Below are 21472 nucleotides of genomic sequence, written 5' to 3' on the forward strand. Positions count from 1 at the left end.
CGGGAACTCGCCCAGGAGCTCGTTCCCGCCATGGACGATCTGATCCCGGCGTCCGCCGACGGCGACGCCGGGGCCACGGGCGGCGAGAAGTCCTACGGGTCGGGCGCCAAGATCCTGGCGGTCGGGATCGCCGCCACGGGCCTCTTCACCTTCGCCTACTTCGGCGTCGCCGGCCACGTCCTGGACGACGACGCCTACGGCCGCGTGTCGTTGTTGTGGTCGTTGCTGTTCGTGATCATGTGCGTGATCTACCGGCCGGTGGAGCAGCTGCTGTCGCGCACGATCGCCGACCGCCGCGCCCGCGGGATCACCGCCGGCCATCCGCTGCGCACGCCCGCGCTGATCCAGCTGTCGTTCGCGCTCGGGTTCCTGGTCGTGGCGCTCGCGCTGCACGGGCCGATCGAGGACGGGCTGTTCGACGGCGAGTCGTCGCTGTACTGGATCCTGATCGGCGCGGCGCTGGCCTACGCGGCCTCCTACTTCGCCCGCGGCTACTTCGCCGGGCACCAGTGGTTCGGCCTCTACGGCGGGCTGGTGCTGTTCGAGTCGCTGTCGCGGTTCTGCTTCCCGGTCGCGGTCGCGGTCGGCATCGCGAGCGGCGAGACCGCGGTCGCGCTGGGCATCCTCGCGGCGCCGCTGGCGTCGCTGCTGGTGATCCCGTGGGCGCTCGGGCGCCACGAGGCGTCGGCCTCGGCGGGCGTGGAGCGCGACGCGGGCGAGCTGCGCGAGAGCGCCGGGTTCGCGGGCTCGGTCGCGGCGATCCAGCTGGCCGAGCAGGCGCTGCTGAACGCCGCGGTGCTGCTCGTGCCGGACTCCAAGACGGCGGGCATCGTCTTCAGCGCGCTGATGGTCGCGCGCGCGCCGCTGCAGCTCTTCCAGGCCGTGCAGACGTCGCTGCTGCCGCATCTGGCCGGGCTGGAGGCGACGTCGGGGCGCGAGGCGTTCGCGCGCGCGATCCGCCAGACGATCCTGGCCATCGCGGCGTTCGCCTCGGCGTGCGCGGTCGGGCTGCTGCTGATCGGCCCGTGGGTGATGGACGTCGTCTTCGACAAGAGCGACTACGGGCGCGTCGGCCTGGCGGTGATCGCGGTCGGCATGGGCCTGCACCTGACGGCCGGGACGCTCAACCAGGCGGCGCTGGCGCGCGGCCGCGCCCATCAGGCGGCCGCGGCGTGGCTGGCCGCGGCGGCGGTGTTCGTGGTGTGGATGCTGCTGCCGGTGGTCGGCGACGAGCTGACGCGGGCCGAGGTCGGCTACGCGGGCGCGGCGGCGCTGCTGTGCTCGCTGCTGTACGGGCTCTACCGCACCGGGACGCCCGCAGCTTCTCCGTCATCGCCGCAAACGGCGTAACTTCGCGGCGTAGGGCACCGTTCTCCCTGCATGCGCAGTCCGTTCCCCCTCGCCGCCGCCTCGATCCTGATCGGCGTCCTGCTGGCGTTGGTGGCCCCGTCGTCGCGCGCCGCGGCGCCGAAGTCGTGCCCGGCGCGGGCGCACACGCTGGCCCAGACCACGGTCGGGCGCGTGTGGACCGCGAAGGGCGCGCTGTACGCGTGCACGACGGTCTACGGCCGCAAGCCCAACGCGGTCCGGCTCGGGCCGTGGCGCGGCGGCGGCAAGGTCGCGTGGGACGGCAGCGACGCGGTGTGGTCGGTCCCGCTGACCCGTGGCGGCCGCGTGGTCGGCGACCGCGTCTACGCCGCCGACGCGGAGGACGGCTCGCGCTGGCTGGCCGGCGCGCGCGCCGGGATCGCCGCCGAGGCGCGGACGCAGCGGATGTTCGCCTGGGGCACGACCGGCGGGTGGGTGACGCGTAACGGCTCGGTCGTCTTCGCCCAGCGCTCGCCGCAGGAGCCGCCGAAGGCCGTGGGGACGCTGCCGGCGGCGCCGGTCGCCGCCGGGAAGCTCGTGCTGGTCGGCGCCTGGCCGGACGCCTCGCCGACCGCGCTGGGCCAGACGGTCAAGCTCGACACGACCGGCGACGGGGACGGCGACGAGTGCGGCGGCAGCGAGGAGTACCGGCTGACGCTCGTCCCCGACGCGAGCGGTGGCGCGCGCGTCGGGGTCACGTGGTGGGGCGCCTGGGAGCGCCCGTTCTGCGGGTGAGCTAGGCGACCTCGCCCGCGCGCACCTTCGCGGCCATGTCCTTGGACTCGGCGCGGTAGGCGGTGCCGTCGGGCAGCTCGAGCACCGGCAGCAGCTTCTGGCCGCTGAGCGCGACGACCTCGGGGCGCTTGCCCTTGCCGTAGCCGTGCTTGACGACCTCGTACTCGATGCCTTGCGCGTCGAGCGCCTTCTGCACGCGGTAGCACGCGTCCAGCTCGGTCTTCAAAAACGTCCAGGAGCAGCGATGGAGGATCACCTTGTCGGCCATGGGCGCGGACCCTACACCCGGTCCGCCTTTACGACTTCCATCGTGGGAAATGCGAGCTACCGTGTCGGCCATGGAGCACACGCAGCTGCCGTGGTTCGTCGCCGGCCCCGTGCTGGGGCTGTGCGTGGTCGCCTGCCGCGCGCTGTTCGACGCGCGGCTGGGCGTGACCGGTGGGTTCTCGGAGCTGGTCGGCAAGCTCGCGCGGCGGTCGCTGTCGTTCGACTGGCGCGGCTGGTTCGCGATCGGCGTGCTGCTGGGCGGGACCGTGTTCGCCCTGGCCGCGGGCGGCCCGGACTTCCACGGCTACGGCTGGCTGACGCGGTCCTTCGACGGCGGCGCGCGCTGGGTCATCGCGCCGGTGCTGGTCGTCGCGGGCGCGCTGATCGGCTGGGGCGCGAAGGCCGCGGGCGGCTGCACGTCGGGCAACGGGCTGTCGGGCAACTCGCTGGTCTCCCCCGCGTCGCTGGCCGCGACCGCGACGTTCTTCGGGACCGCGATCGCCGTCAGCTTCCTGATCGAGGCGGTGGTCTAGATGAAGCGCTTCGCCGGGTTGTTGGTGGGGTTGGTCTTCGGCGTGACGCTGTCGTGGGCGGGGATGTCCGCACCGGACGTCATCCGCGACGCGCTGCTGTTCCACGAGGGCTACCTGTTCTTCATGTTCGCCTCGGCGGTCGCGGTGGCGTTCGTCGGCCAGGCGCTGCTCCGCCATCGGGCCGGCGAGCGGCTGACGTTCCCGCGCGAGCGCGTGGAGCGCCGGCACGTCGTCGGGTCGCTGGTCTTCGGGATCGGCTGGGCGGTCGCCGACGCCTGCCCCGGCCCGATCGCGACGCAGATCGGCCAGGGCGTCCCGTGGGCCGTCTTCACGTTCGTCGGGATGCTCGGCGGCATCTGGTGGTTCCTGCGCGCGCCGCGGGCGGCGGAGACCGAGCCGGCGAGCGACGCGCGGCCGCCGGCCGCTCACGGGATGCGCGCGGCGACGCGTCCGACGACCGGCTGACCGCGGCCGTCGGGCGGGAGCGGCGGCGGCTGCGGCGCGGTGGTCTGCCGGCGCAGCGTGACCGTGAGGTCGACGGTGCCGTGGCAGTCGGTCGGCAGCCAGAGGTCCTGGCGGACGGGGTCGCCGGCGGCGACGTCGCGCTCGATGGTCACGCCGAGGGCGCCGAGCCCGCAGCGGTGGTGGTCGCGTGGGACGAGCGAGACGCCGTAGGTGCGGGCCTGGCCGATCGCGGCGACGGGCGCGCGGAAGCGGACGGTCACGCGGCGCTGCCTGGGCGCGTCCTTGGACACGGTGACGCCGGGGAAGCGCGGGACCTCCGCCTTCCGGGCGACGGAGGCGGTGACGCGGGTGGCGACGTCGGCGGTGCTCAGGCGCGGCAGCTTCGGCGCGACGTAGCCCTTGGCCGGGCAGCGACGCGCGCCGTTGAGGCGGACCGGGTTGGCCGTGCGGCAGACGCTGCCGTCGCGGTAGCGGACGCTCAGCAGGCGGATCGCGGGCGTCGGGCCGATCATCATCGCCCCGGTCCCGGGGTGGCGTCGCGACGGGCGGCCGACGACGAGGTAGGCGCCTTCCGGGCCGGTGACGCGCTGCGTGGCGACGGTGCCGTCGGCGGCGCGGTAGGTGATCGACGCGGCGGCCGGGCCGAGCAGGCCGTAGACGAGGTTGCGCAGGTGGCCGCGGGGGCACGGCGGCACCTCGCCGGGCCGGGCCCCGAGGGCCCGGACCGCGCAGCCGCGCTCCAGGCCGCCGGCGGGCACGCCGTCGTGGACGATCGCCAGGAACGTGTGGCCGGCGCCGTCGACGGCCGAGCACAGCGCGCCGGTGAGGACGTCCGGGCCCATGACGTGGAACTTGCCGTCGTCGGCGAACGCGCCGTCCTGGCCGACGACGCCGAGCTGCCCGTCCTGGACGCGGCCGACCTGGACGCACCCGAGGCCGCGGGTGGTGCGCAGCGTGCGCAGGCCCCAGGGCGGACCACCGTCGGGGTCGCCGACCCGCAGCGGCGCCAGCTCGATGGTCTTGGCGATCGGCACGCCCCAGCCCTCGTGCGGGTCGGTGAACCCGATGCCCTTGGGCTTGGGGACCGGCGCGCCGGTCAGCAGGCCGGTCGTGGCGGCCACGGCGGCGGCGGTCGCCAGCGTGGCGGTGGCGACGAGCGCGACGAGGAGGGCGCGGGGCATGCGCGGGACGCGGCGGCGGCGGCCCGCGGCGCCCGCGGCGGCTTCCGCGTCGGCCGCGCGCGCGACGCGCTCGATCTCGGCGCCGAGGCGCTCCAGGGCGGGCGGCAGCGGGTCGCTCATCGGTCCTCCCCTCCGTTGACGAGCACGTGGTGGTGGGGCTCCAGCGCGCGGCTCAGCGCGCGCAGGCCGCGCGAGACGCGGGCGCGGGCGGTCGCCTCGGTGATCCCCAGCGACCGCGCGACCTGGGCGTAGGACAGCTCCTCGACGACGCGCAGCCTCAGCGCCTCGCGCTGGTCGCCGCTGAGCTTGGCCAGCTCGGCGCCGAGCGCCCCGCGCAGCGCCGACAGCCCGGCGCGCCGCTCGACGTCGGCGATCTCGTCCGGCGCCATCGCGGGCACCTGGAACCCGACCCGCTCGACCAGCCGCCGGTCCAGCCGTCCTCTGTCGAGGTAGCGCGCGATCTGGCGGCGGGCGATCGTCAGCAGCCACGCCCGCGCCTCCTCCTCCGTGCTGCCCTTGAACGACCCGCGGGACCGGAACGCCTGCGCGAACGTCTCGGCGACGAGGTCCAGCGCCGTCTCGGCGTCCAGGACGCGCCGCGCGCAGAACGTCAGCAGCATCGGGCTCTCGCGGCGGTAGAGCGCGACGAACCCCGGCGCCCGGGTCAACGAGTCGGTGAGCGGCGTCGCGTCCATCCACCGCACAAGTGGCGACCACCGCCGATTTCGTGACCGCGAGCGCCGACCGGCGGCGTCCGCCGCGCCTACTCGTAGGCGAGCGACTCGAGCACGTCGAGGCGCGAGGCGCGGCGGGCCGGGAGGATCGCGGCGAGGACGCCGGCGAAGGCCGAGAGGATCAGCAGGAGCACGAGCGTGGGGATCGGGATCGAGAGCTTGAAGCCGTCGATCGCCCGGGTCACGAGCACCGACAGCACGATGCCGAGGACCATGCCGATGACGGCCCCGATCTGGGCGGTGATGATCGCCTCGTAGCGGATGACCCGCCGCACCTGCCTCCGCGACATGCCGATCGCCCGCAGCAGCCCCAGCTCGCGCACGCGCTCGCTGATGCTCAGCACCAGCGTGTTGACGATCCCGAACAGGGACACGATGATCGCCATCGCCAGCAGGGCGTAGATCAACGTCAGCAGCTGGTTCACCTGCCCCTCCTGCTGGCTGATGAACTCCGCGTTGGTCTTCGCCTCGGCCTCGGGGAACTGGTTGTTCAGCAGCCGGTCGATGTCGGCCTTCACCGCGCTCGCGGGCCGGGAGCCGTTGTACCCCACCAGCACGAAGGAGTCCTTGGAGACCCCGAACTGCTGGGCCATCGTGTCCTTGCTCACGGTCAGCGCGCTGTAGAGCCCGCCCTTGTCGTCGATGATCCCCGTGACCTTCAACGGCAAGGCCTTCACCTTGGACGTCTCCAGCGTCAGCGTCTGGCCGACCTTGACGTCGTTGTCCTCCGCGTAGGACTTGCTGACCACGATGTCCCTCGGGCCGAGGTGCCGGATCACATTGTCATTGCCCTGCTTCCAGTCGGCGTGGTAGAGGTCCGGCAGCGTCGGGTCGACGCCGGTCACGCCCTTCTTGGCGCCGTCCACCCGCGCCACGCCGTTGCGCAGCGCGCCGACCACCTTGACGCCCGGCACCTTGGCCACGGCCGCCGTCGCCTGCGGCGAGAACGACCCGAAGTTGGTGGACTCGACGATCGCCTGCGCGCGGGAGCCGCTGGTCACCGCGTCGCGGATCGTCGACTTGGCCCCGGCCGCGAAGATCGACGCGAACGTCACCAGCGCGACGCCGACCATCAGCGCGCCCGCGGTCACCGCGGTCCGTCCCGGGAAGCGCACGGTGTTCTCCCGCGCGATCCGGCCCGTGATCCCGCGGAAGCGCTCGAACGGCGTGCCGACGAACCCGGCGATCGGCCCGACCAGCCGCGGCGACAGGAACGCCACGCCGAGGAACGTCATCGCCGCGCCCAGGCCCATCAGCGACAACGCCGTCGACGCCTTGCCGCCGCCGAACAGCCCCAGCACCATGAACCCGAGGCCCGCGACCGTCAGGACCGCCGACAGCGGCGTCGACCAGCGCGAGCGCTTGCGTCCGCTGTCCAGCCCCTCGCGCAGCGCGGCCAGCGGCGGCACGCGCGTCGCGCGGATCGCCGGCGCCAGCGTCGAGACCAGCGTCGCGATCGTGCCGACCAGCAGCGACACCACGATCGTCCGCGTCTCGATCACCGTCGCGGTCGACGGCAGGTCCGCGCCGACCGCCTTGAACAGGGCCTTCAGCCCGGCGGCCACGCCGATGCCGAGCACCAGCCCCACCGCGCTGCCGAACACGCCCAGGATCAGCCCCTCGGCGAGCACCGAGCGCATCACCTGCCGGCGCTTGGCGCCGAGCACGCGCAGCAGCGCGAACTCCCGCGTGCGCTGGGCGACCGTGATCGAGAACGTGTTGAAGATCAGGAACGCGCCGACGAACAGCGAGATCCCCGCGAAGGCCAGCAGCGCGGTCCGCAGGAAGTCCAGGAAACCCGTCTTGATGTCCTTGGTCTGCTTGGCCGCCTGCTCGGTGCCGGTGCGGACCTGGACGTTCTGCGGCACGACCTTGGCCAGCCGCGCCTTCAGCTCCTCGGGTGTCACGCCCGGCTTGGCCGCGACCTCGATCTCGTCGTAGGAGTCCTCGTGCCCGGTCATCCGCTGGGCCTCGGGCAGCGTCAGCACCGCGATCACGCCGCCGCCGAAGGAGTCGACGCCCGCGATCGTCCCGATGCCGGAGATCGTGTAGGTCTTCTTCGGGGCCGCGTCCTGGATCTCGAGCTTGTCCCCCACCTTGAGGTGGTTGTTGTCCGCGGTCGCCTTGGGGATCGCGACCTCGTCGGCCGTCCGCGGCAGGTGCCCGTCCTTGGCGACGAACGCCTCGAAGCGCTGGACGTCGTGGGCGCCCGCGATCGCGTTGAAGCCCTGGCCCTTCAGCTTGGACCCGTCGCCCTTGCGGAACGAGCCGCCCTGCGAGAACACCGAGCCCTCGGCCTGGGCGACGCCGTCGACCTTCTCGACGCGGGTGAGCACGGAGCCCGGGATCGGCGGCGGGTCCTCGTCGCCGGCGAGGTCGTTGTTGGGGGACAACGCCACGTCGGTGCCCTTGTTGGACTGCACGAAGATGTTGTCGAACGACTTCGTGATGGTGTCGGTGAAGATGTAGGTGCCGGCGATCAGCGTCACGCCGAGCGCCACCGCCAGCGCGGTCAGCGCGAGGCGGAGCTTGCGGGCGAAGAGACCTCGGAGGGCGATCTTGCGCATGGGGAGTGCTCGGTCCTCGGGGAGAGAAGGGGAGGGGTCAGAGGGGGACCGCGGCGCGCCTCAGACGCGTGCGGGTGCGGCGGTGCCGCGCGTGGGCGCGCGGTCCTCGACGATCTGGCCGTCGCGCAGCACGAGCAGCCGGTCCGCGTAGGCGGCGGCCTCCTCGTCGTGCGTGACCATGATGATCGTCTGGCCGAACTCGTCCACCGAGCGCCGCAGCAGCTGCAGGATCTCGGTGGAGGACACGGAGTCGAGGTTGCCGGTCGGCTCGTCGGCGAACACGACCGCGGGCCGCGACGCCAGCGCGCGCACGACCGCCACGCGCTGCTGCTGGCCGCCGGACAGCTCCGACGGCCGGTGCGAGACGCGGTCGCGCAGGCCGACCAGGTCGATGAGCTGGTCGACCCACTCGCGGTCGGGCTTGCGGCCGGCGATCGACAGCGGCAGCTCGATGTTCTCGCGGGCGTTCAGGACGGGGAGCAGGTTGAACGCCTGGAAGATGAACCCGACGCGGTCGCGACGCAGCTGGGTGAGCGCGTCGTCGTTGAGCGTGGTCAGCTCGACGCCGTCGAGCGTCACCGAGCCCGCGGTCGGACGGTCCAGCCCGGCCAGGAGGTGCATGAGCGTCGACTTGCCGGAGCCCGACGGACCCATGATGGCCGTGAACGCCCCGGCGGGGAACGCGACGCTGACGCCGTCGAGCGCGGTGACGGCAGCGCCGCCCTCGCCGTAGACCCGGCGGAGATCCTGCGCGGAGACGATGGAGGTCATGGCTCAGGAGCCTTCCAGCATGCCCTCCGAGCAGGGGTACGGCTAGCCCCCCTCGGCCCCTTAGGGGATGTCATGGGAATGTCCATGACACCACCCTGAGGCCCGCCGGAAACCGCCCTAGGACTGCAGGTAGGCCAGGACCGCCAGCACGCGCCGGTGGTCCTCGACCGTCGGCGGCAGCGAGAGCTTGGTGAAGATCGACGTGACGTGCTTCTCCACCGCGCGCTCGGTGACGACCAGGGCGTCGGCGATCGCGTGGTTGGAGCGCCCCTCGGCCATCAGCCCCAGGACCTCGCGCTCGCGCGGCGACAGCGCCTCCAGCGGGTCCTCGCGGCGCCGGCGGCCGAGCAGGCGCGACACGACCTCGGGGTCGAGCGCGCTCCCGCCCTCCCCCACGCGCCGGACGGCGTCGGTGAAGCGGTCGACGTCGGAGACGCGGTCCTTGAGCAGGTAGCCGATCCCGGCCGCGTCGTCGGAGAGCAGCTCCAGCGCGCTGGACTCCTCCACGTACGCGCTCAGCACGAGCACGCCGGTCTCCGGGAAGCGCTCCCGGATCTCCAGCGCGGCCTTGAGCCCCTCGTCGGTGTGCGTCGGCGGCATGCGGACGTCCACGATGGCCACGTCGGGCTTGTGGGCCCCGACCTTGCGCAACAGATCCTCGGCGTCGCCCGACTGGGCGACGACGTCGAAGTCCTTGCCTTCGAGCAGCGCCGCGAGTCCTTCGCGGAGCAGCACGGAATCGTCAGCGAGCGCTACGCGCACGGAATCCTCGCCCTCACGGTTGTACCGACACCAGGCGGAGAGTCGACCTCGAGCCGCCCGTCGAGCGCGGCCAGCCGGTCGGCCAGCCCACGCAGGCCGGAGCCCGCGGACGGGTCCGCGCCGCCGATGCCGTTGTCCTCGATCTCCACCACTGCGTAGCCATTCTCCCGAAGAACCCGGACGCTCGCATACTCGGCCTCCGCGTACTTGGCCATGTTCGTCAACGACTCGGCCACGACGAAGTACGCGACGGCCTCCACCGGCGTCGGCATCCGCTCCTCCGGGACGTCCTCGACCTCGACCGGAACGGGGGCCCGCGCGGCCAGCGCCTCCAGCGCCGCGGGCAGCCCGCGGTCGGTCAGGATCGCCGGGTGGATGCCGCGCGCCAGCTCGCGCAGCTCCTCCAGCGCGCTGGCCAGCTCGACCCGCGCGCCGTCGAGGATCCGCTCGGCCACGTCGGGCTCGTCGCGCAGCTTCGTCTTGGCCAGCCCGAGCTGCAGCGACAGCGCCACGAGCCGCTGCTGCGCCCCATCGTGCAGGTTGCGCTCCAGCGTGCGGCGCTCCTGGAAGCCGACCTCGATGACCTTGGCCCGCGAGACCTGCAGCTCGGCGACGCGCGCCTTCAGCTCGGCCTCCAGGCGCTCGTTCTCCAGCGCCAGCGCCGCGGCGGCGCCCGCCGCGCGCACGAGGCCGGGCTCGTCCAGCAGCGCGGCGTCGTGGACGATCGCCGCGACCGGCACCGCCTCGCGCTCGATCTCGGTGACCGCCCGGGAGCGCGACGTCGCCGGCGGCAGGTCGACCGGCTGGCCGTGGGAGTCGACGTAGCGCTCGCTGCCGCGCGACCAGAACGCCAGCGCCAGCGAGCGATCGCCGAGCGCCTCGGCCAGCGCGTCGCGCAGCGACTCGCCCTCCACGCCCTGGGCGTTCAGGCGCTCCACGAGGTCCCCGACCGCCCCGGCCCGCGAGTAGCGCGTGCGCAGCAGGCCGATCACGAACGCCCACGGCAGCGCGCCGAAGGCCACCAGCGCCACGATGCCCGGCCCCACGACGCCGGGGTTGTCGCCGCGGAAGAGCTGGCCGATGAACGCGACGGTCAGCGCCGCGAGCATCGCCACGCCCGTCCACAGCACCGGCGCCATCATCCGCCGCTGCGGCGCCGAGGCCCGCGCGCGCTTCTCCAGCAGCTGCACGCCGAGCCAGATCGTCAGCGCGATCGCGACCAGCTCGAAGACCGACGAGAAGACCTGCGCGCTGTCGGGGCTCTCGGTCAGCGCCCACGCGTTGCGCGGCGCGTGCGGCTCGTCGGAGAGGTCGCCGCCCAGCAGCAGGAACGGGATCTGGACCAGGAAGACGTCGAGGTAGGCGAGCGCGACGAGCAGCCGCGCGCGCGTCGTCTCCAGCTTGCCCGACGGGAACGCCAGCAGCGTGTGGCCGATCAGCGCCAGGTACAGCGAGCCGACGTAGACGCCCAGCGTGTAGACCCACGCGTCGTCGGCCTCGGTCAGCCCGGTCAGCATCCAGGCGAAGCCGACCGCGGTCAGCAGCGCGCCGAAGCGGTTGTGCGGGCGCCGCAGCCACGCGAACAGGCCGATCCCGCAGTAGCTCAGCCCGATCGCCGCGCCGATCGTGGCGGTCAGCCCGGGGTTGGCCTGGTGGTCGGAGGAGGTGACGAGCGCGACGAACACCGCGGCCATCGCCACGGCCGCCGCGAAGAGCGCGCCGAGGGCGGCCCGCAGCGAGCTCACGGCTGTCGCTCCCCGGACGCCATCTTGTGCGAACGACTACCGGATCAGCGCGGTGAGCGCAGCCCCTGAGAGCTCGCCCTTCGGGATGAACCCTCGCGCGCCGCTGCGATGCACGAGCGGCCCGAAGTCCGAGCTGTCGCGGCTGGAGGTGAGCACGACGGCGGGCGCGCCGAGCACGCTGGTGATGCGCGCGGCGACGTCGAAGCCGTCGAGGTCCGGGAGGTTGACGTCCAACAACACCAGGTCGGGGTTGAGCTCGCCGGCGGCGGCGATCGCGCTGAGGCCGTCGGGCGCCTCCCCGATCACGTCGAAGCCCTCGCTCTCCAGCAGGAGGCGAGCGGTCGACCGGAAGGTCGGGTGGTCGTCGACGATGAGGACCTTCGTGCTCACGGGCTGTTCACATCATCGGGCCTGCAAAAGGACCCAGAGGTACGGCTGGCTACACCCCGGCCGCGGCGGCGATGTCGCGGTAGGCCTGCGCCGGGTCGGAGGCCCCAAACAGCGCGGATCCGGCCACGAAGAGGGTTGCCCCGGCGTCAGCAGCCGGACGGGCGGTGGTCGCGTCGATGCCCCCGTCCACCTCGAGGTCGACTGAGTCCCCGAGGATCTTCCGCAGTCGGGCGATCTTGTTCGGTGAGGAGGCGATGAACGACTGGCCGCCCCAACCGGGGTTGACGGTCATGCACAGCGCGAGGTCCGGCGTGATCTCGCGGTAGACGTCCAGCGGCGTGGCCGGGCAGACCGCGATGCCCGCCGTGCAGCCCAGCTCGCGGATCTTGTTCACCGTGTAGTCGACGTGCGGGGTCGCCTCGGCGTGGAAGGTGATGTTGTGCGCGCCGGCCTTGGCGAAGTCGGCGATGTGGCGCTCGGGCTGCTCGACCATCAGGTGCACGTCGTACTCGACGCCCTCGAAGCCCTGGTCGACCAGCGCGCTCAGGACCTGCGGGCCCATCGACAGCGGCGGCACGAAGTGGCCGTCCATGATGTCGACGTGGATCACGCGGGCGCCGGCGTCGACGACCTCGCGGACCTGGGCGCCGAGGCGGGCGAAGTCCGCGGCGAGGATGGACGGGGCGATGCGACGTTCAGGCACTCTCGCTGAAGATATCCGGTGCCGCGGCGAAACGAGCCCTCCGGGCGAGGCTTCGCCGACCCGTCAGATCTCGATGAGCATCGAGCCGCCACAGTGGTTGCAGACCGTGGTGGCCGTCGACGACATCCGGACGATCGTGCCGTGCTCGCCGCAGTCGGGGCAGACCGAGCGCAGCTCGAAGCGGTGCAGGCAGTAGACGCACCGGTAGCGGCCGGCCAGCGTGGTCGGTCGCAACCACGGCTCGCCGCATCCGGGGCACTTCAGCCCGAGCTCCTTAGAGGTCGCCATCCGAGACGGCAATATAGAAGCCGTCGGTCCCGTCGCGGTGCGGCAGGGTCCGTTCGACCGTCCCCTGGTCCACCACTTCCTCGCGCGGCGACAGCGTGCACGTCGAGTACACGAGCCGCCCGCCGGGCTTCAGGAGGCCGCGCGCGGCCTCCACGATCGCCTCCTGCTCGCGGCGCAGGACCTCGATCGCCTCGGGCGTCGCGCGCCAGCGCAGGTCGGGGTGCGTGCGCAGCGTGCCGAGGCCGCTGCAGGGCGGGTCGATCAGGACGCGGTCGAAGGTCCCGCCGAGCCGGCCGGCGGTGAGGTCCTTGGCGTCGCCGACGTGCACGTTCACCGACGACGCATGCAGCCGCTTGGCCTGCGCCTCCAGCGCGCGGGCGCGCTGCGGGTGCTTCTCGACCGCGACGATCTCGCCCTCGTCGCCCATCAGCGCGGCCACGTGCGTGGTCTTGCCGCCGGGCGCGGCGCAGACGTCGAGGATCCGCTCGCCGGGCTGCGGGTCGAGCGCGCGGGCCACGCGCTGCGACGCGCGCGACTGCGGGGTGATCGCCCCGGCCGCGTAGAGCGGGTGGGCTAGCACGTCGATCGGGCCCTCGACCACGATCGCGTCGTCCTCGCGGCGGCCCTTGAGGTCGACGTCGACGCCGGCCAGCGGGTTGATGCGCAGCGCCAGCTCGGCGGGCTCGTTGTCGGCGGCCAGCAGCGCGCGGGCCTCGTCGGGACCGAGCCAGTCCCACCACATCCGCGTCAGCCACTCGGGGTGCGAGTGGACGATCGCCGCGCCCTCGGGCGTGTCGTCGGAGGGCAGGTGCACGCCCTCGCGCTGGACCTTGCGCAGGACCGCGTTGACGAGCTTGGCGCCGGGCGACGGCTTGGCCAGCTCGACCGACTCGGCGACCGCGGCATGCGCGGGGACGTCGGTGTAGAGCAGCTGGTACAGACCGATCAGCAGCGCTGCGCGCACCTGCGGGTCGAGCTTGCGCGTGACGTGGCGGGCGATGATCCAGTCCAGCGTGCCGCGGCGCTGGATCGTGCCGAAGACCAGGCGCTTGGCCAGCGCGCGATCGCGCGGATCGAGCTCGCGCGCGTCGCCGTGCAAAGCGCGGTCGGCGAACGCGCCCTGCTCCTCGACGCGGCGCAGGACGGTGAGCGCGGTCCGGCGGGCGGGACTGGCGGGCACCACTCCTAGACTAGGAGGATCCCCGTGGCACCGCCTGTCCGATGCCGAATACCGTGGTGCGACGATGGCTCTGAGCGCTCCCACCGCCCCCGCGTTCACGCTGCGCGGCGTCGTCAAGGGCTTCGGCGGACGGCGCGTCCTGGACGGCCTGGACCTCGAGGTCGGGCCGCGCGCCCGCGTCGGGCTGGTCGGCGCCAACGGCGCCGGGAAGTCCACGATCCTGCGGATGCTCGCGGGCGTCGAGGCGCCGGACGCGGGCACGCTGACGATCCGCAGGGGCGCGACGGTCGCGTTCCTGCCGCAGATGGTCGACGGCGACGAGCGCACCGCGCTGGACACGGTGCGGGCCGCGGTGCCCGAGGTCGCGACGCTGCACGCGGAGTTGCGCGACGTCGAGGAGCAGCTGGCCGATCCGGCTTTGGCGAGCGATCTGAAGCGGATGGAGCGCCTGCTGGAGCGCCAGGCCCGGCTGGTGGAGGCGGTGGGCGCCTCCACCGTCGAGGGCGACGCGCTGCGGATCCTGCGCGACCTCGGGATGGCCGACCCCGAGCGCGACGCGCGGCCGACGCGGGCGATGAGCGGCGGCGAGCGCAAGCTGGTGGCCTTGGCCGCGTGCCTGGTCCGCAAGCCCGACCTGCTGCTGCTCGACGAGCCCGAGGCGCACCTGGACATGGACCGCCGCGCGTTGTTGGAGGAGCTGGTCGCCCGCGCCGCCGGCGCCGTCGTGGTGGTCTCGCACGACCGCTACCTGCTGGACGAGGTCGTCACCGAGATCGCGGAGCTGGAGCACGGGCGCGTGCGGCGCTGGCCGGGCGGCGGCTACAGCGCCTACACGGTCGCCCGGGAGCTGGCGCTCAAGCGCCAGGCCGAGGTCTACGCGGCCCAGCAGAAGGAGATCGCGCGCATGGAGGCGGCGATGAAGCAGTTCGCCCACTGGGCGCGGATGACGCTGGACGAGCGCTTCGCGACCCGGGCGCGGAACATGCGGCGGCGCATCGACCGCATCGACCAGGTGCCGCGCCCGGTGCTGGAGCGGCGCAAGATGGCGCTGGAGCTGCGCAGCGCGGCCCGCGGCGGCGAGCGCGTGGTGGCGCTGACGGGAGCCGAGTTCGACCCCGTGCTGGTCGACGTCTCGCTCGAGGTGGGACGGGGCGAGCGGCTCGGGATCGTCGGCCCCAACGGCGCGGGCAAGACCGTGCTGTTGAAGCTGCTGACCGGCGAGCTGGCGCTGAGCGCCGGTGAGCGGTGGGCGGGGCCGTCGATCGTCTTCGACCACCTCTCCCAGTCCGTCGCCGAGCTGCCCGACGACGCCGACGCGATCGACGTCGTGCGCGCGATGGGCCGGATGACCGAGGACGAGGCCGTCCGCAAGCTGATGGGGTTCCTGTTCGACTACGAGCAGTGCCGGCGGCCGGTGGCGTCGATGAGCGGCGGCGAGCGCACGCGCCTGCGCTGCCTGACGCTGATGCTCGGCGGCGCGAACTGCCTCGTGCTCGACGAGCCGACCAACCACCTCGACATCGCCTCGGTCGAGGTGCTGGAAGGCGCGTTGGAGCGCTTCGACGGGACCGTCGTCGCGGTCTCGCACGACCGCTACTTCCTGGACCGGATCGCGGACCGCGTGGTCGAGGTGAAGGACCTGGAGGTCCGAGCGCTGCGCTAGCCGCGCCTACAGCACCGGCGCGTGGCCGCGCAGGTACTCCGCGTAGGCCATCGGGCGCCCGCCGGCGGGCTGGACGGTCACGAGCTCCAGCGTGCCGTCGAGGTTGATCGAGGCCTCCTGCACGCCGAGGTACTCACCGCTGGGCAGCGCGATGCGGGCGCCGATGTGCGGGTGCAGCGCGCGGACGATCCGGACGCTCTCCTCCGGCGCGCGCGTGAGGTCCAGCGTGCGGTCCTCGGCGGTCAGCTTGTCGGCGTAGGTGACGCCGTCCTCGGGCTGGGGCTCGGGCGTGGGGTTGGTCTCCAGCACGTGCTCCAGCAGCCGGACGCTGACGTCCTCCAGGCGCTCGGCGAGCGAGGCGTAGTCGTCGCTGGGCAGGATCGGCTCGGGGCGCTGGGCGTAGACCGGGCCGGCGTCCAGCTCGGCCACCAGGCGCATGATCGAGACGCCGGTCTGGGCGTCGCCCGCCATCATCGCCCGCTCGACCGGCGCCGCGCCGCGCCAGCGCGGCAGCAGCGACGGGTGGACGTTCAAGATGTCGTAGTCGCTCAGCAGCGGGTCCTTGACCAGCGCGCCGAACGCGCACAGGATCACCGCGGTCGGCCGCACGGCCGCGATCCGCGCGCGGGCCTCGTCGTCGTTGACCGACGCCGGCTGGTCGACCTCGATGCCCAGCTCGCGCGCGGTCACCGCGACCGGCGGCGGCGCGATCTTCCGCCCTCTCCCCTGCTTGGCGTCCGGCCGCGTGACGACCAGCGCCGGGCGGTGCGGGCCTTCGGCCAGCGCCCGCAGGATGCGCGCGGCGAACGCGCTGGTGCCGAGATAGACAACGCTCACGCCGCGTCGTCTTCTTCGGCCTCGAGCGCCTCCAGGGCGGCGCGCAGCGCGCGCATGCCCTCCTTGCGCTGGTCGCGCGGGGCGCGGTCCAGGATCAGGACGCCGTCGAGGTGGTCCATCTCGTGCTGGATGACGCGGGCCTCCAGGCCCGAGGCCTCGACCGTGATCGTCTCGCCCTGCTCGTCCTGGGCGCGGACGCGGACGTGGACCGGGCGCTCGACGTCGACGTGGACGGCGGGCAGGCTCAGGCAGCCCTCCTCCGACCACTCCTTGTCCTTGGACGACCACTCGATTTCGGGGTTGATCAGCGCGTTGACCGGGCTGTCCTGCTCGACGCGGTAGACGAGCACGCGGTGCAGGATCCCGACCTGCGTGGCGGCCAGGCCGATCCCGTAGGCGTCGTGCATCAGCACGCCCATCCGCGCGATCTCGTCGCGCAGGTCGTCGTCGAACCGGTCGATCGGCCGCGCCTTGGACCGCAGGACCGGGTCGCCGTACTTGCGCACGTGCGCGAGCGCGGCGCGCCGGCGGGCCGCGGTCTCGGGGTCGAGCGTCGTGGCGGGCTCGGGAGCCTCGTCGAGTTCCTCGTGGTGCTGGGCCATGCAGCAGGTGATGCTAGATGGTCTCTACTGCGGGTCGACGTCCACCGAGAACGCCACGTCCCGGTGCGCCTTCATCGCGCTGACCTCGCGGACGGCGGCGTCGACCTGGTCGATCGCCGAGCGGCGCTCGGCGGCCTTGACGACGACCTGCGCGCGCTCCTTGCCGCGCAGGCGGAAGAGCGGCGCCGGGCCCAGCGAGGACGGCAGGCGGCCCTGGACGTCGGTGGCGGCGAACAGCGCGGCGCCGGGGCGCTCGGCGGCGCAGACGATCCGGATCAGCGTCGAGAACGGCGGGTAGCGCAGGAAGCGGCGGCGCTCCAGCTCCTCGGCCAAGAAGCCGTCGGAGTCGTGCCGGGCCGCGAAGGCGATCGCGGAGGCCTGCGGGTCGATCGTCTGGACGATCACCTTGCCGTGCCCGCCGCGGCCCGCGCGGCCGGCGAGCTGGGTGACGAGCGCGAACGTGCGCTCCTCGGCGCGGAAGTCGGGGAAGCGCAGCGTGGAGTCGGCGTCCAGGACGACGCCGAGGTCGACGTCGGGGAAGTCATGGCCCTTGGCGACGACCTGCGTGCCGACGAGGATCGCCCGCTCGGCGCGCTCGAAGGCGGCCAGCACGGCGCCCGCGTCCTTGACGTCGGCGTCGAGGCGCAGCACGGGCTTGCCGAGCGCGGCGAGGTCGTGCTCCAGGCGCTCGGTCCCGGCGCCGTGGCGGGCGATCGACACGCTGCCGCACGTGGAGCACTTCTCGGGGATCGGCTCGCGGTGGCCGCAGTGATGGCAGGCGACCGCGTGCTGGTCGCGGTGCAGGATCAGCGCGACGTCGCACTGCGGGCACTCCCAGACGTGCCCGCAGGAGCGGCAGGTGAGGAAGTTCGACCAGCCGCGCCGGTTGAGCAGCACGATGGCCTTGCGGGCGTCGACCAGCGCCTCGTGCGTGCGCGGGTGGACCGGGCCGTGGGCGGCCTTGAGGTCGACGATCTCCACCGGCGGCAGCCCGGCGCCGTCGACGCGCCGAGGCAAGGTGATGGTCTTGAGCCCGTGGACGGACTCCGGGCGCGGCGTCGCGCTGCCGCAGACCAGGACCGCGCCGTGCTGGGCGGCGCGCCGCTGCGCGACCAGCCGCGCGTCGTAGCGCGGGTCGCCCTCGTTCTTGTAGGAGCCGTCGTGCTCCTCGTCGACGACGAGGAGGCCGAGGTGGGCGATCGGCGCGAAGACCGCGCTGCGCGGGCCGACGCAGACCTGCGCCTCGCCGGCGCGCAGGCGCCGCCACTCGTCGTAGCGCTCCCCCGCGCCGAGCTTGGAGTGCAGGACCGCGACGGTGTCGCCGAAGCGCGTGACGAAGCGGTCGATCATCTGCGGCGTCAGGCCGATCTCGGGGACGAGGATCAGCACGCCGCGGCCGCGCTGGAGCGTGTCGGCGGCGGCGCGCAGGTAGACCTCGGTCTTGCCCGAGCCGGTGACGCCGTGCAGGAGCAGGCCCTCCGGCTTCGGCGCCCGCGCCGCGGCGATCAGCTCGTCCAGCGCGGCGAGCTGGTCGGCGTTGAGCTTCGGCGGCGGCTTGCGCGCGCCGACCGCGTGGTGCTGGGGCGCGCGGCGCACGCCCTGCTTGCCGATCCGCACCAGGCCGCGGGCCTCGAGGCGCCGCAGCGCCTGGAGGTCGTCGCCGGCGAAGCGCGGCAGCGTGGCGATCAGCGCCCGCTGGTTGGCGGTCAGGCGCACGCCGTCCTCGGAGGCGGCGGGCGTCGCCTCGGCCCACAGGCGCTGCTTCTCGCGCGCCCCGCGCGGCGGGAGCATCAGCGACAGCGCGCGGGCGGGCGTCGACGCGTACTCGTGCGCCAGCCAGAGCCCGAGGTCGACGAGGTCGGCGGGCAGCGCGTCGGGCAGGACCTTCAGCGGCGAGACCAGCCGGTGCTCGGACTCCTCGGCCAGCCCGGTGACCACCGCGGTGAGCCGCTGGCGGCCGAACGGGACCTCCAGCAGCGCGCCGACGTCGACCGACTCGTCCGGCCGCACGTAGTCGAACGGCCCGCGCAGCGCACGGGCCGTCGTCAACGGCTCCACTTGGATGACGGGGGCGGACACGCGGCGGCTCCGAGGATAGGCTTCGGGGACCATGGACCTGCATCCGGGCGAGGAGATCGTCTTCGAGGGGCACCCGTCGTGGCGCGGGGTCCTCAGCTTCTACGTCAAGGGCCTGGGCATCGCGTTGGCCATCGGCGCGATCCTCTTCTTCGCGTCCACGCACGCGGTCGGGATCCTCGCCTTCGTCGTCGTCATGGGGCTCGTGGTCCTGGCGGGCCTCTTCAAGCGCATGGCGACGCGCTACGCGATCACCACCGAGCGGCTGAACATCCGCACCGGGATCCTCAGCCGGCACGTCCAGCAGACCCACATCGACCGCGTCCAGAACGTCAACACCACGCAGTCGGTCATGGACCGCATCCTGCGCGTCGGCGCCGTCGACTTCGACACCGCCGGCACCGACGACTCCGACTTCACCTTCCGCGGCGTCTCCAACCCCGCCGGCATCGTCGCCGCCGTCGACCGCGCCCAGCGCATCCACCGCCGCGAGGTCGAGGCCGAGACGCAGGGCCCGTCGTCGCAGGGCCTGTGAGCCCGGTGGGTTCGAACCGAGGTTGAGAACCGCGGCGCGATCGCCTACCGTCCTTCGGGCATGGCGCTGAACGCGAACACGACGACGCTGCCGCGCGACCCGCACACGTGGGCCGCCGCTCCGTCGTGGGCGCCGACCACCACCACCTGCGGGTAGCGGGAGCGCGTCATGGCTCCCGCGACCGTCGCGGGAGCCTCCTCCAGGCGGACGGCCACGGGCCAGGGCCGCCGGAGCGGGTGGGACCGCGAGAACGTCATCGAGGCGATCCAGGAGTGGGTCGCCGCCCATGGTGCGCCGCCGCGCGCGGCGGACTGGAACCCGTCCTCGGCGAAGTGGTCCGGGCAGCGGTGGCGCGTCGAGCGCTACCGGGCCGGCCGTGCCGACGGCTCGGCGTGGCCGGCGCTGAACTCGGCCAAGCGGCCGTTCGGCGGCTCGCTGAACGCGGCGATCCGCGCCGCGGGCTTCGAGCCGGCCAAGCCCGGACCGACCCGCCGCGCCGACGTCGATCCCGAGCAGGCCGACCGGGCGATCATCAGCCCGGAGGGCCGCGCGATGCTCGAGGCCGCGCTGGCCCAGGCCCGCGAGGCCGAGAAGCGCGTCGCGGTGCTCGAGGCGCGCCTGGCGCGGCGCGGCGAGCGGGAGCGCGAGCGCGTCGTCGTCTCCGACGACGCGGCGATCGCCCGTGCCCAGCGCGCGACGGCCGCCGCCGAGGCGAGGGCCGACCAGGCGATCGCCGGGGCGCGGGAGCGCACGACCGCGGCGAAGGCCGAGGCGACCGACGCACGCCGCACGGCGCGCCGGCGCGCCGCGCGCCTGGAGCGCGCGGAGGCGACGATCGCGTCCCTGCGCGCCGAGCGCCGGGAGCTGAAGACGACCAACGCGACGCTGGCCGACCGGCTGACGACGACCGAGCGCGACCTGGCCTCGGCACGCGCCGACGCGCTCGCCGCCGAGGGCGAGGCGAAGGCGGCCCAGGCGGCGATGCGCGAGGCGGCCCGCGCGATGCGCGACAGCGCGCGGGCCGCGGAGGCGAAGGCGAGGACCACAGTGAAGGCGAACGGCGGCGCGCTCCCGGGCGGCTCCGCGCTGGGCGATCGCGACGTGACGGCGAACGGCCCGGCGCGTCACGGCGGCGACGTGACGGCGAACGCCGACGGCGCCGACGCCCTCGTCGCCCTCGCCCAGGCCGAGGCCACCGCCGCGCGCCGGGCCGCCCGCGAGGCCGAGGCGCGGGCGGCGACGCTCGCGCGCGACCTCGCGGCGATGCGCGGCGAGGCGCGGGCGCTGACGGCGTCCGAGCGAGCCGAGCTGCGCTCCGGCGGCCCCTCCGGCCCCGCCGTCCTGGCGGCGAGCCTCAAGGGCCTGGCCCGCGCCCGCGACCGGTCCCGCACCGGCCACGACACGAGCGCCACCGCGCTGGCGGCGGCGCTGCTGGACGTCGCGGCCGCGGCGGTCAGCTGGCGCGAACGTCTCTGACCTCGACCCTCTCCCCTCCCCGACAACGCCGAGGGGCGGCCCGCGAACGGGCCGCCCCTCGGTGAACAGCTCTGCGTGGCTCGGCGGCTACGCGCCGGCGGGCACGGCCAGGCCGGCGGCCTCGGCCAGCGCGGCGGCCTTGTCGGTGCGCTCCCACGTGAAGTTGGGGTTCTCGCGACCGAAGTGGCCGTAGGCGGCCGTGTCCTGGTAGATCGGACGGTGCAGGTCCAGCGCCTCGCGGAACGCGCCCGGGCGGAGGTCGAAGAACTCGTCGACCAGCTCGGCGATCCGGCCGCGGCCGATCTTCTCGGTGCCGAACGTCTCGACCATCACCGAGACCGGGTGCGCGACGCCGATGGCGTAGGCGACCTGGACCTCGACGCGGTCGGCCAGGCCGGCGGCGACGATGTTCTTCGCCACCCAGCGCGCCGCGTAGGCGGCCGAGCGGTCGACCTTCGACGGATCCTTGCCGGAGAACGCGCCGCCGCCGTGGCGGGCCATGCCGCCGTAGGTGTCGACGATGATCTTGCGGCCGGTCAGCCCGCAGTCGCCGACCGGCCCGCCGATCACGAAGCGGCCTGTCGGATTGACGAG

The 21472-nt window shown here is 73.9% G+C and carries 22 protein-coding genes; 7 read left to right on the forward strand and 15 right to left on the reverse strand.

Features of this window, described 5'->3' with window-relative positions:
• Positions 1-30 precede the first annotated feature (30 nt).
• Complete coding sequence (locus VFG42_RS17435) at positions 31-1350, forward strand: hypothetical protein (protein ID WP_324910041.1); 1320 nt, start codon at positions 31-33, stop codon at positions 1348-1350.
• A 30-nt stretch (positions 1351-1380) separates the two neighbouring features.
• Positions 1381-2103, forward strand: coding sequence for a hypothetical protein (locus VFG42_RS17440; protein ID WP_324910042.1), 723 nt, complete (start codon positions 1381-1383; stop codon positions 2101-2103).
• A gap of 1 nt (position 2104) precedes the next feature.
• Here VFG42_RS17440 and VFG42_RS17445 read toward each other — a convergent pair whose 3' ends face one another.
• On the reverse strand, positions 2105-2371 hold the full coding sequence (locus VFG42_RS17445) for a glutathione S-transferase N-terminal domain-containing protein (protein ID WP_324910043.1): 267 nt from the start codon (positions 2369-2371) through the stop codon (positions 2105-2107).
• A gap of 70 nt (positions 2372-2441) precedes the next feature.
• On the opposite strand from VFG42_RS17445, the gene VFG42_RS17450 reads away from it, so the two are divergent.
• Both VFG42_RS17450 and VFG42_RS17455 read left to right on the forward strand, forming a co-directional pair.
• Complete coding sequence (locus VFG42_RS17450; protein WP_324910044.1) at positions 2442-2903, forward strand: YeeE/YedE family protein; 462 nt, start codon at positions 2442-2444, stop codon at positions 2901-2903.
• Positions 2904-3368 (forward strand): DUF6691 family protein, encoded by a 465-nt coding sequence (locus tag VFG42_RS17455; protein ID WP_324910045.1) that lies wholly within the window; start codon positions 2904-2906, stop codon positions 3366-3368.
• Here VFG42_RS17455 and VFG42_RS17460 read toward each other — a convergent pair.
• From VFG42_RS17460 to rsmB, 10 genes are all read right to left on the reverse strand, one after another.
• Positions 3329-4669 (reverse strand): hypothetical protein, encoded by a 1341-nt coding sequence (locus VFG42_RS17460; protein WP_324910046.1) that lies wholly within the window; start codon positions 4667-4669, stop codon positions 3329-3331. The genes VFG42_RS17455 and VFG42_RS17460 overlap by 40 nt on opposite strands.
• Positions 4666-5244 carry an RNA polymerase sigma factor gene (locus tag VFG42_RS17465; protein ID WP_324910047.1) on the reverse strand — a complete coding sequence of 193 codons (579 nt, stop codon included), beginning with the start codon at positions 5242-5244 and terminating at the stop codon, positions 4666-4668. The genes VFG42_RS17460 and VFG42_RS17465 overlap by 4 nt, the downstream gene beginning before the upstream one ends.
• Positions 5245-5312: 68 nt before the next feature.
• On the reverse strand, positions 5313-7850 hold the full coding sequence (locus tag VFG42_RS17470; RefSeq protein WP_324910048.1) for an ABC transporter permease: 2538 nt from the start codon (positions 7848-7850) through the stop codon (positions 5313-5315).
• Between the two features lie 60 nt (positions 7851-7910).
• Positions 7911-8621, reverse strand: coding sequence for an ABC transporter ATP-binding protein (locus VFG42_RS17475; protein ID WP_324910049.1), 711 nt, complete (start codon positions 8619-8621; stop codon positions 7911-7913).
• A gap of 117 nt (positions 8622-8738) precedes the next feature.
• Positions 8739-9383 carry a response regulator transcription factor gene (locus VFG42_RS17480; protein ID WP_324910050.1) on the reverse strand — a complete coding sequence of 215 codons (645 nt, stop codon included), beginning with the start codon at positions 9381-9383 and terminating at the stop codon, positions 8739-8741.
• Entirely contained in the window at positions 9374-11128 is a 1755-nt protein-coding gene (locus VFG42_RS17485; protein ID WP_324910051.1) for a sensor histidine kinase, read from the reverse strand. Before VFG42_RS17485 ends, VFG42_RS17480 begins: the two co-directional genes overlap by 10 nt.
• A gap of 36 nt (positions 11129-11164) precedes the next feature.
• Positions 11165-11518 (reverse strand): response regulator transcription factor, encoded by a 354-nt coding sequence (locus tag VFG42_RS17490; RefSeq protein WP_324910052.1) that lies wholly within the window; start codon positions 11516-11518, stop codon positions 11165-11167.
• Positions 11519-11567: 49 nt separating this feature from the next.
• Positions 11568-12221, reverse strand: coding sequence for a ribulose-phosphate 3-epimerase (gene rpe, locus VFG42_RS17495; RefSeq protein WP_324910053.1), 654 nt, complete (start codon positions 12219-12221; stop codon positions 11568-11570).
• 63 nt (positions 12222-12284) lie between these two features.
• On the reverse strand, positions 12285-12509 hold the full coding sequence (locus VFG42_RS17500) for a zinc-ribbon domain-containing protein (protein ID WP_324910054.1): 225 nt from the start codon (positions 12507-12509) through the stop codon (positions 12285-12287).
• Positions 12496-13689, reverse strand: coding sequence for a 16S rRNA (cytosine(967)-C(5))-methyltransferase RsmB (gene rsmB, locus VFG42_RS17505; RefSeq protein WP_324910055.1), 1194 nt, complete (start codon positions 13687-13689; stop codon positions 12496-12498). The genes VFG42_RS17500 and rsmB overlap by 14 nt, the downstream gene beginning before the upstream one ends.
• 64 nt (positions 13690-13753) lie before the next feature.
• Here rsmB and VFG42_RS17510 point away from each other — a divergent pair, with 64 nt between their 5' ends.
• Complete coding sequence (locus tag VFG42_RS17510) at positions 13754-15352, forward strand: ABC-F family ATP-binding cassette domain-containing protein (protein ID WP_324910056.1); 1599 nt, start codon at positions 13754-13756, stop codon at positions 15350-15352.
• A gap of 6 nt (positions 15353-15358) precedes the next feature.
• Here VFG42_RS17510 and VFG42_RS17515 read toward each other — a convergent pair whose 3' ends face one another.
• Genes VFG42_RS17515 through priA form a run of 3 tightly spaced genes read right to left on the reverse strand, consistent with a single transcriptional unit; the run spans position 15359 to position 18870 of the window.
• Positions 15359-16189 (reverse strand): methionyl-tRNA formyltransferase, encoded by an 831-nt coding sequence (locus VFG42_RS17515; RefSeq protein WP_324910057.1) that lies wholly within the window; start codon positions 16187-16189, stop codon positions 15359-15361.
• Positions 16186-16791 (reverse strand): peptide deformylase, encoded by a 606-nt coding sequence (gene def, locus VFG42_RS17520; RefSeq protein WP_324910058.1) that lies wholly within the window; start codon positions 16789-16791, stop codon positions 16186-16188. The genes VFG42_RS17515 and def overlap by 4 nt, the downstream gene beginning before the upstream one ends.
• A gap of 24 nt (positions 16792-16815) precedes the next feature.
• On the reverse strand, positions 16816-18870 hold the full coding sequence (gene priA / locus VFG42_RS17525) for a replication restart helicase PriA (protein WP_324910059.1): 2055 nt from the start codon (positions 18868-18870) through the stop codon (positions 16816-16818).
• A 31-nt stretch (positions 18871-18901) separates the two neighbouring features.
• Here priA and VFG42_RS17530 point away from each other — a divergent pair, with 31 nt between their 5' ends.
• A complete protein-coding gene (locus tag VFG42_RS17530; RefSeq protein WP_324910060.1) occupies positions 18902-19402 on the forward strand; it encodes a PH domain-containing protein in 501 nt (166 codons plus the stop codon).
• A gap of 168 nt (positions 19403-19570) precedes the next feature.
• Positions 19571-20878 carry a hypothetical protein gene (locus VFG42_RS17535; RefSeq protein ID WP_324910061.1) on the forward strand — a complete coding sequence of 436 codons (1308 nt, stop codon included), beginning with the start codon at positions 19571-19573 and terminating at the stop codon, positions 20876-20878.
• Between the two features lie 87 nt (positions 20879-20965).
• Here VFG42_RS17535 and VFG42_RS17540 read toward each other — a convergent pair.
• A partial coding sequence (locus VFG42_RS17540; protein WP_324910062.1) for a methionine adenosyltransferase domain-containing protein occupies positions 20966-21472 on the reverse strand: 507 nt, incomplete at its 5' end.

This window comes from Baekduia sp. (genome assembly GCF_035685985.1).
Lineage (GTDB): Bacteria > Actinomycetota > Thermoleophilia > Solirubrobacterales > Solirubrobacteraceae > Baekduia.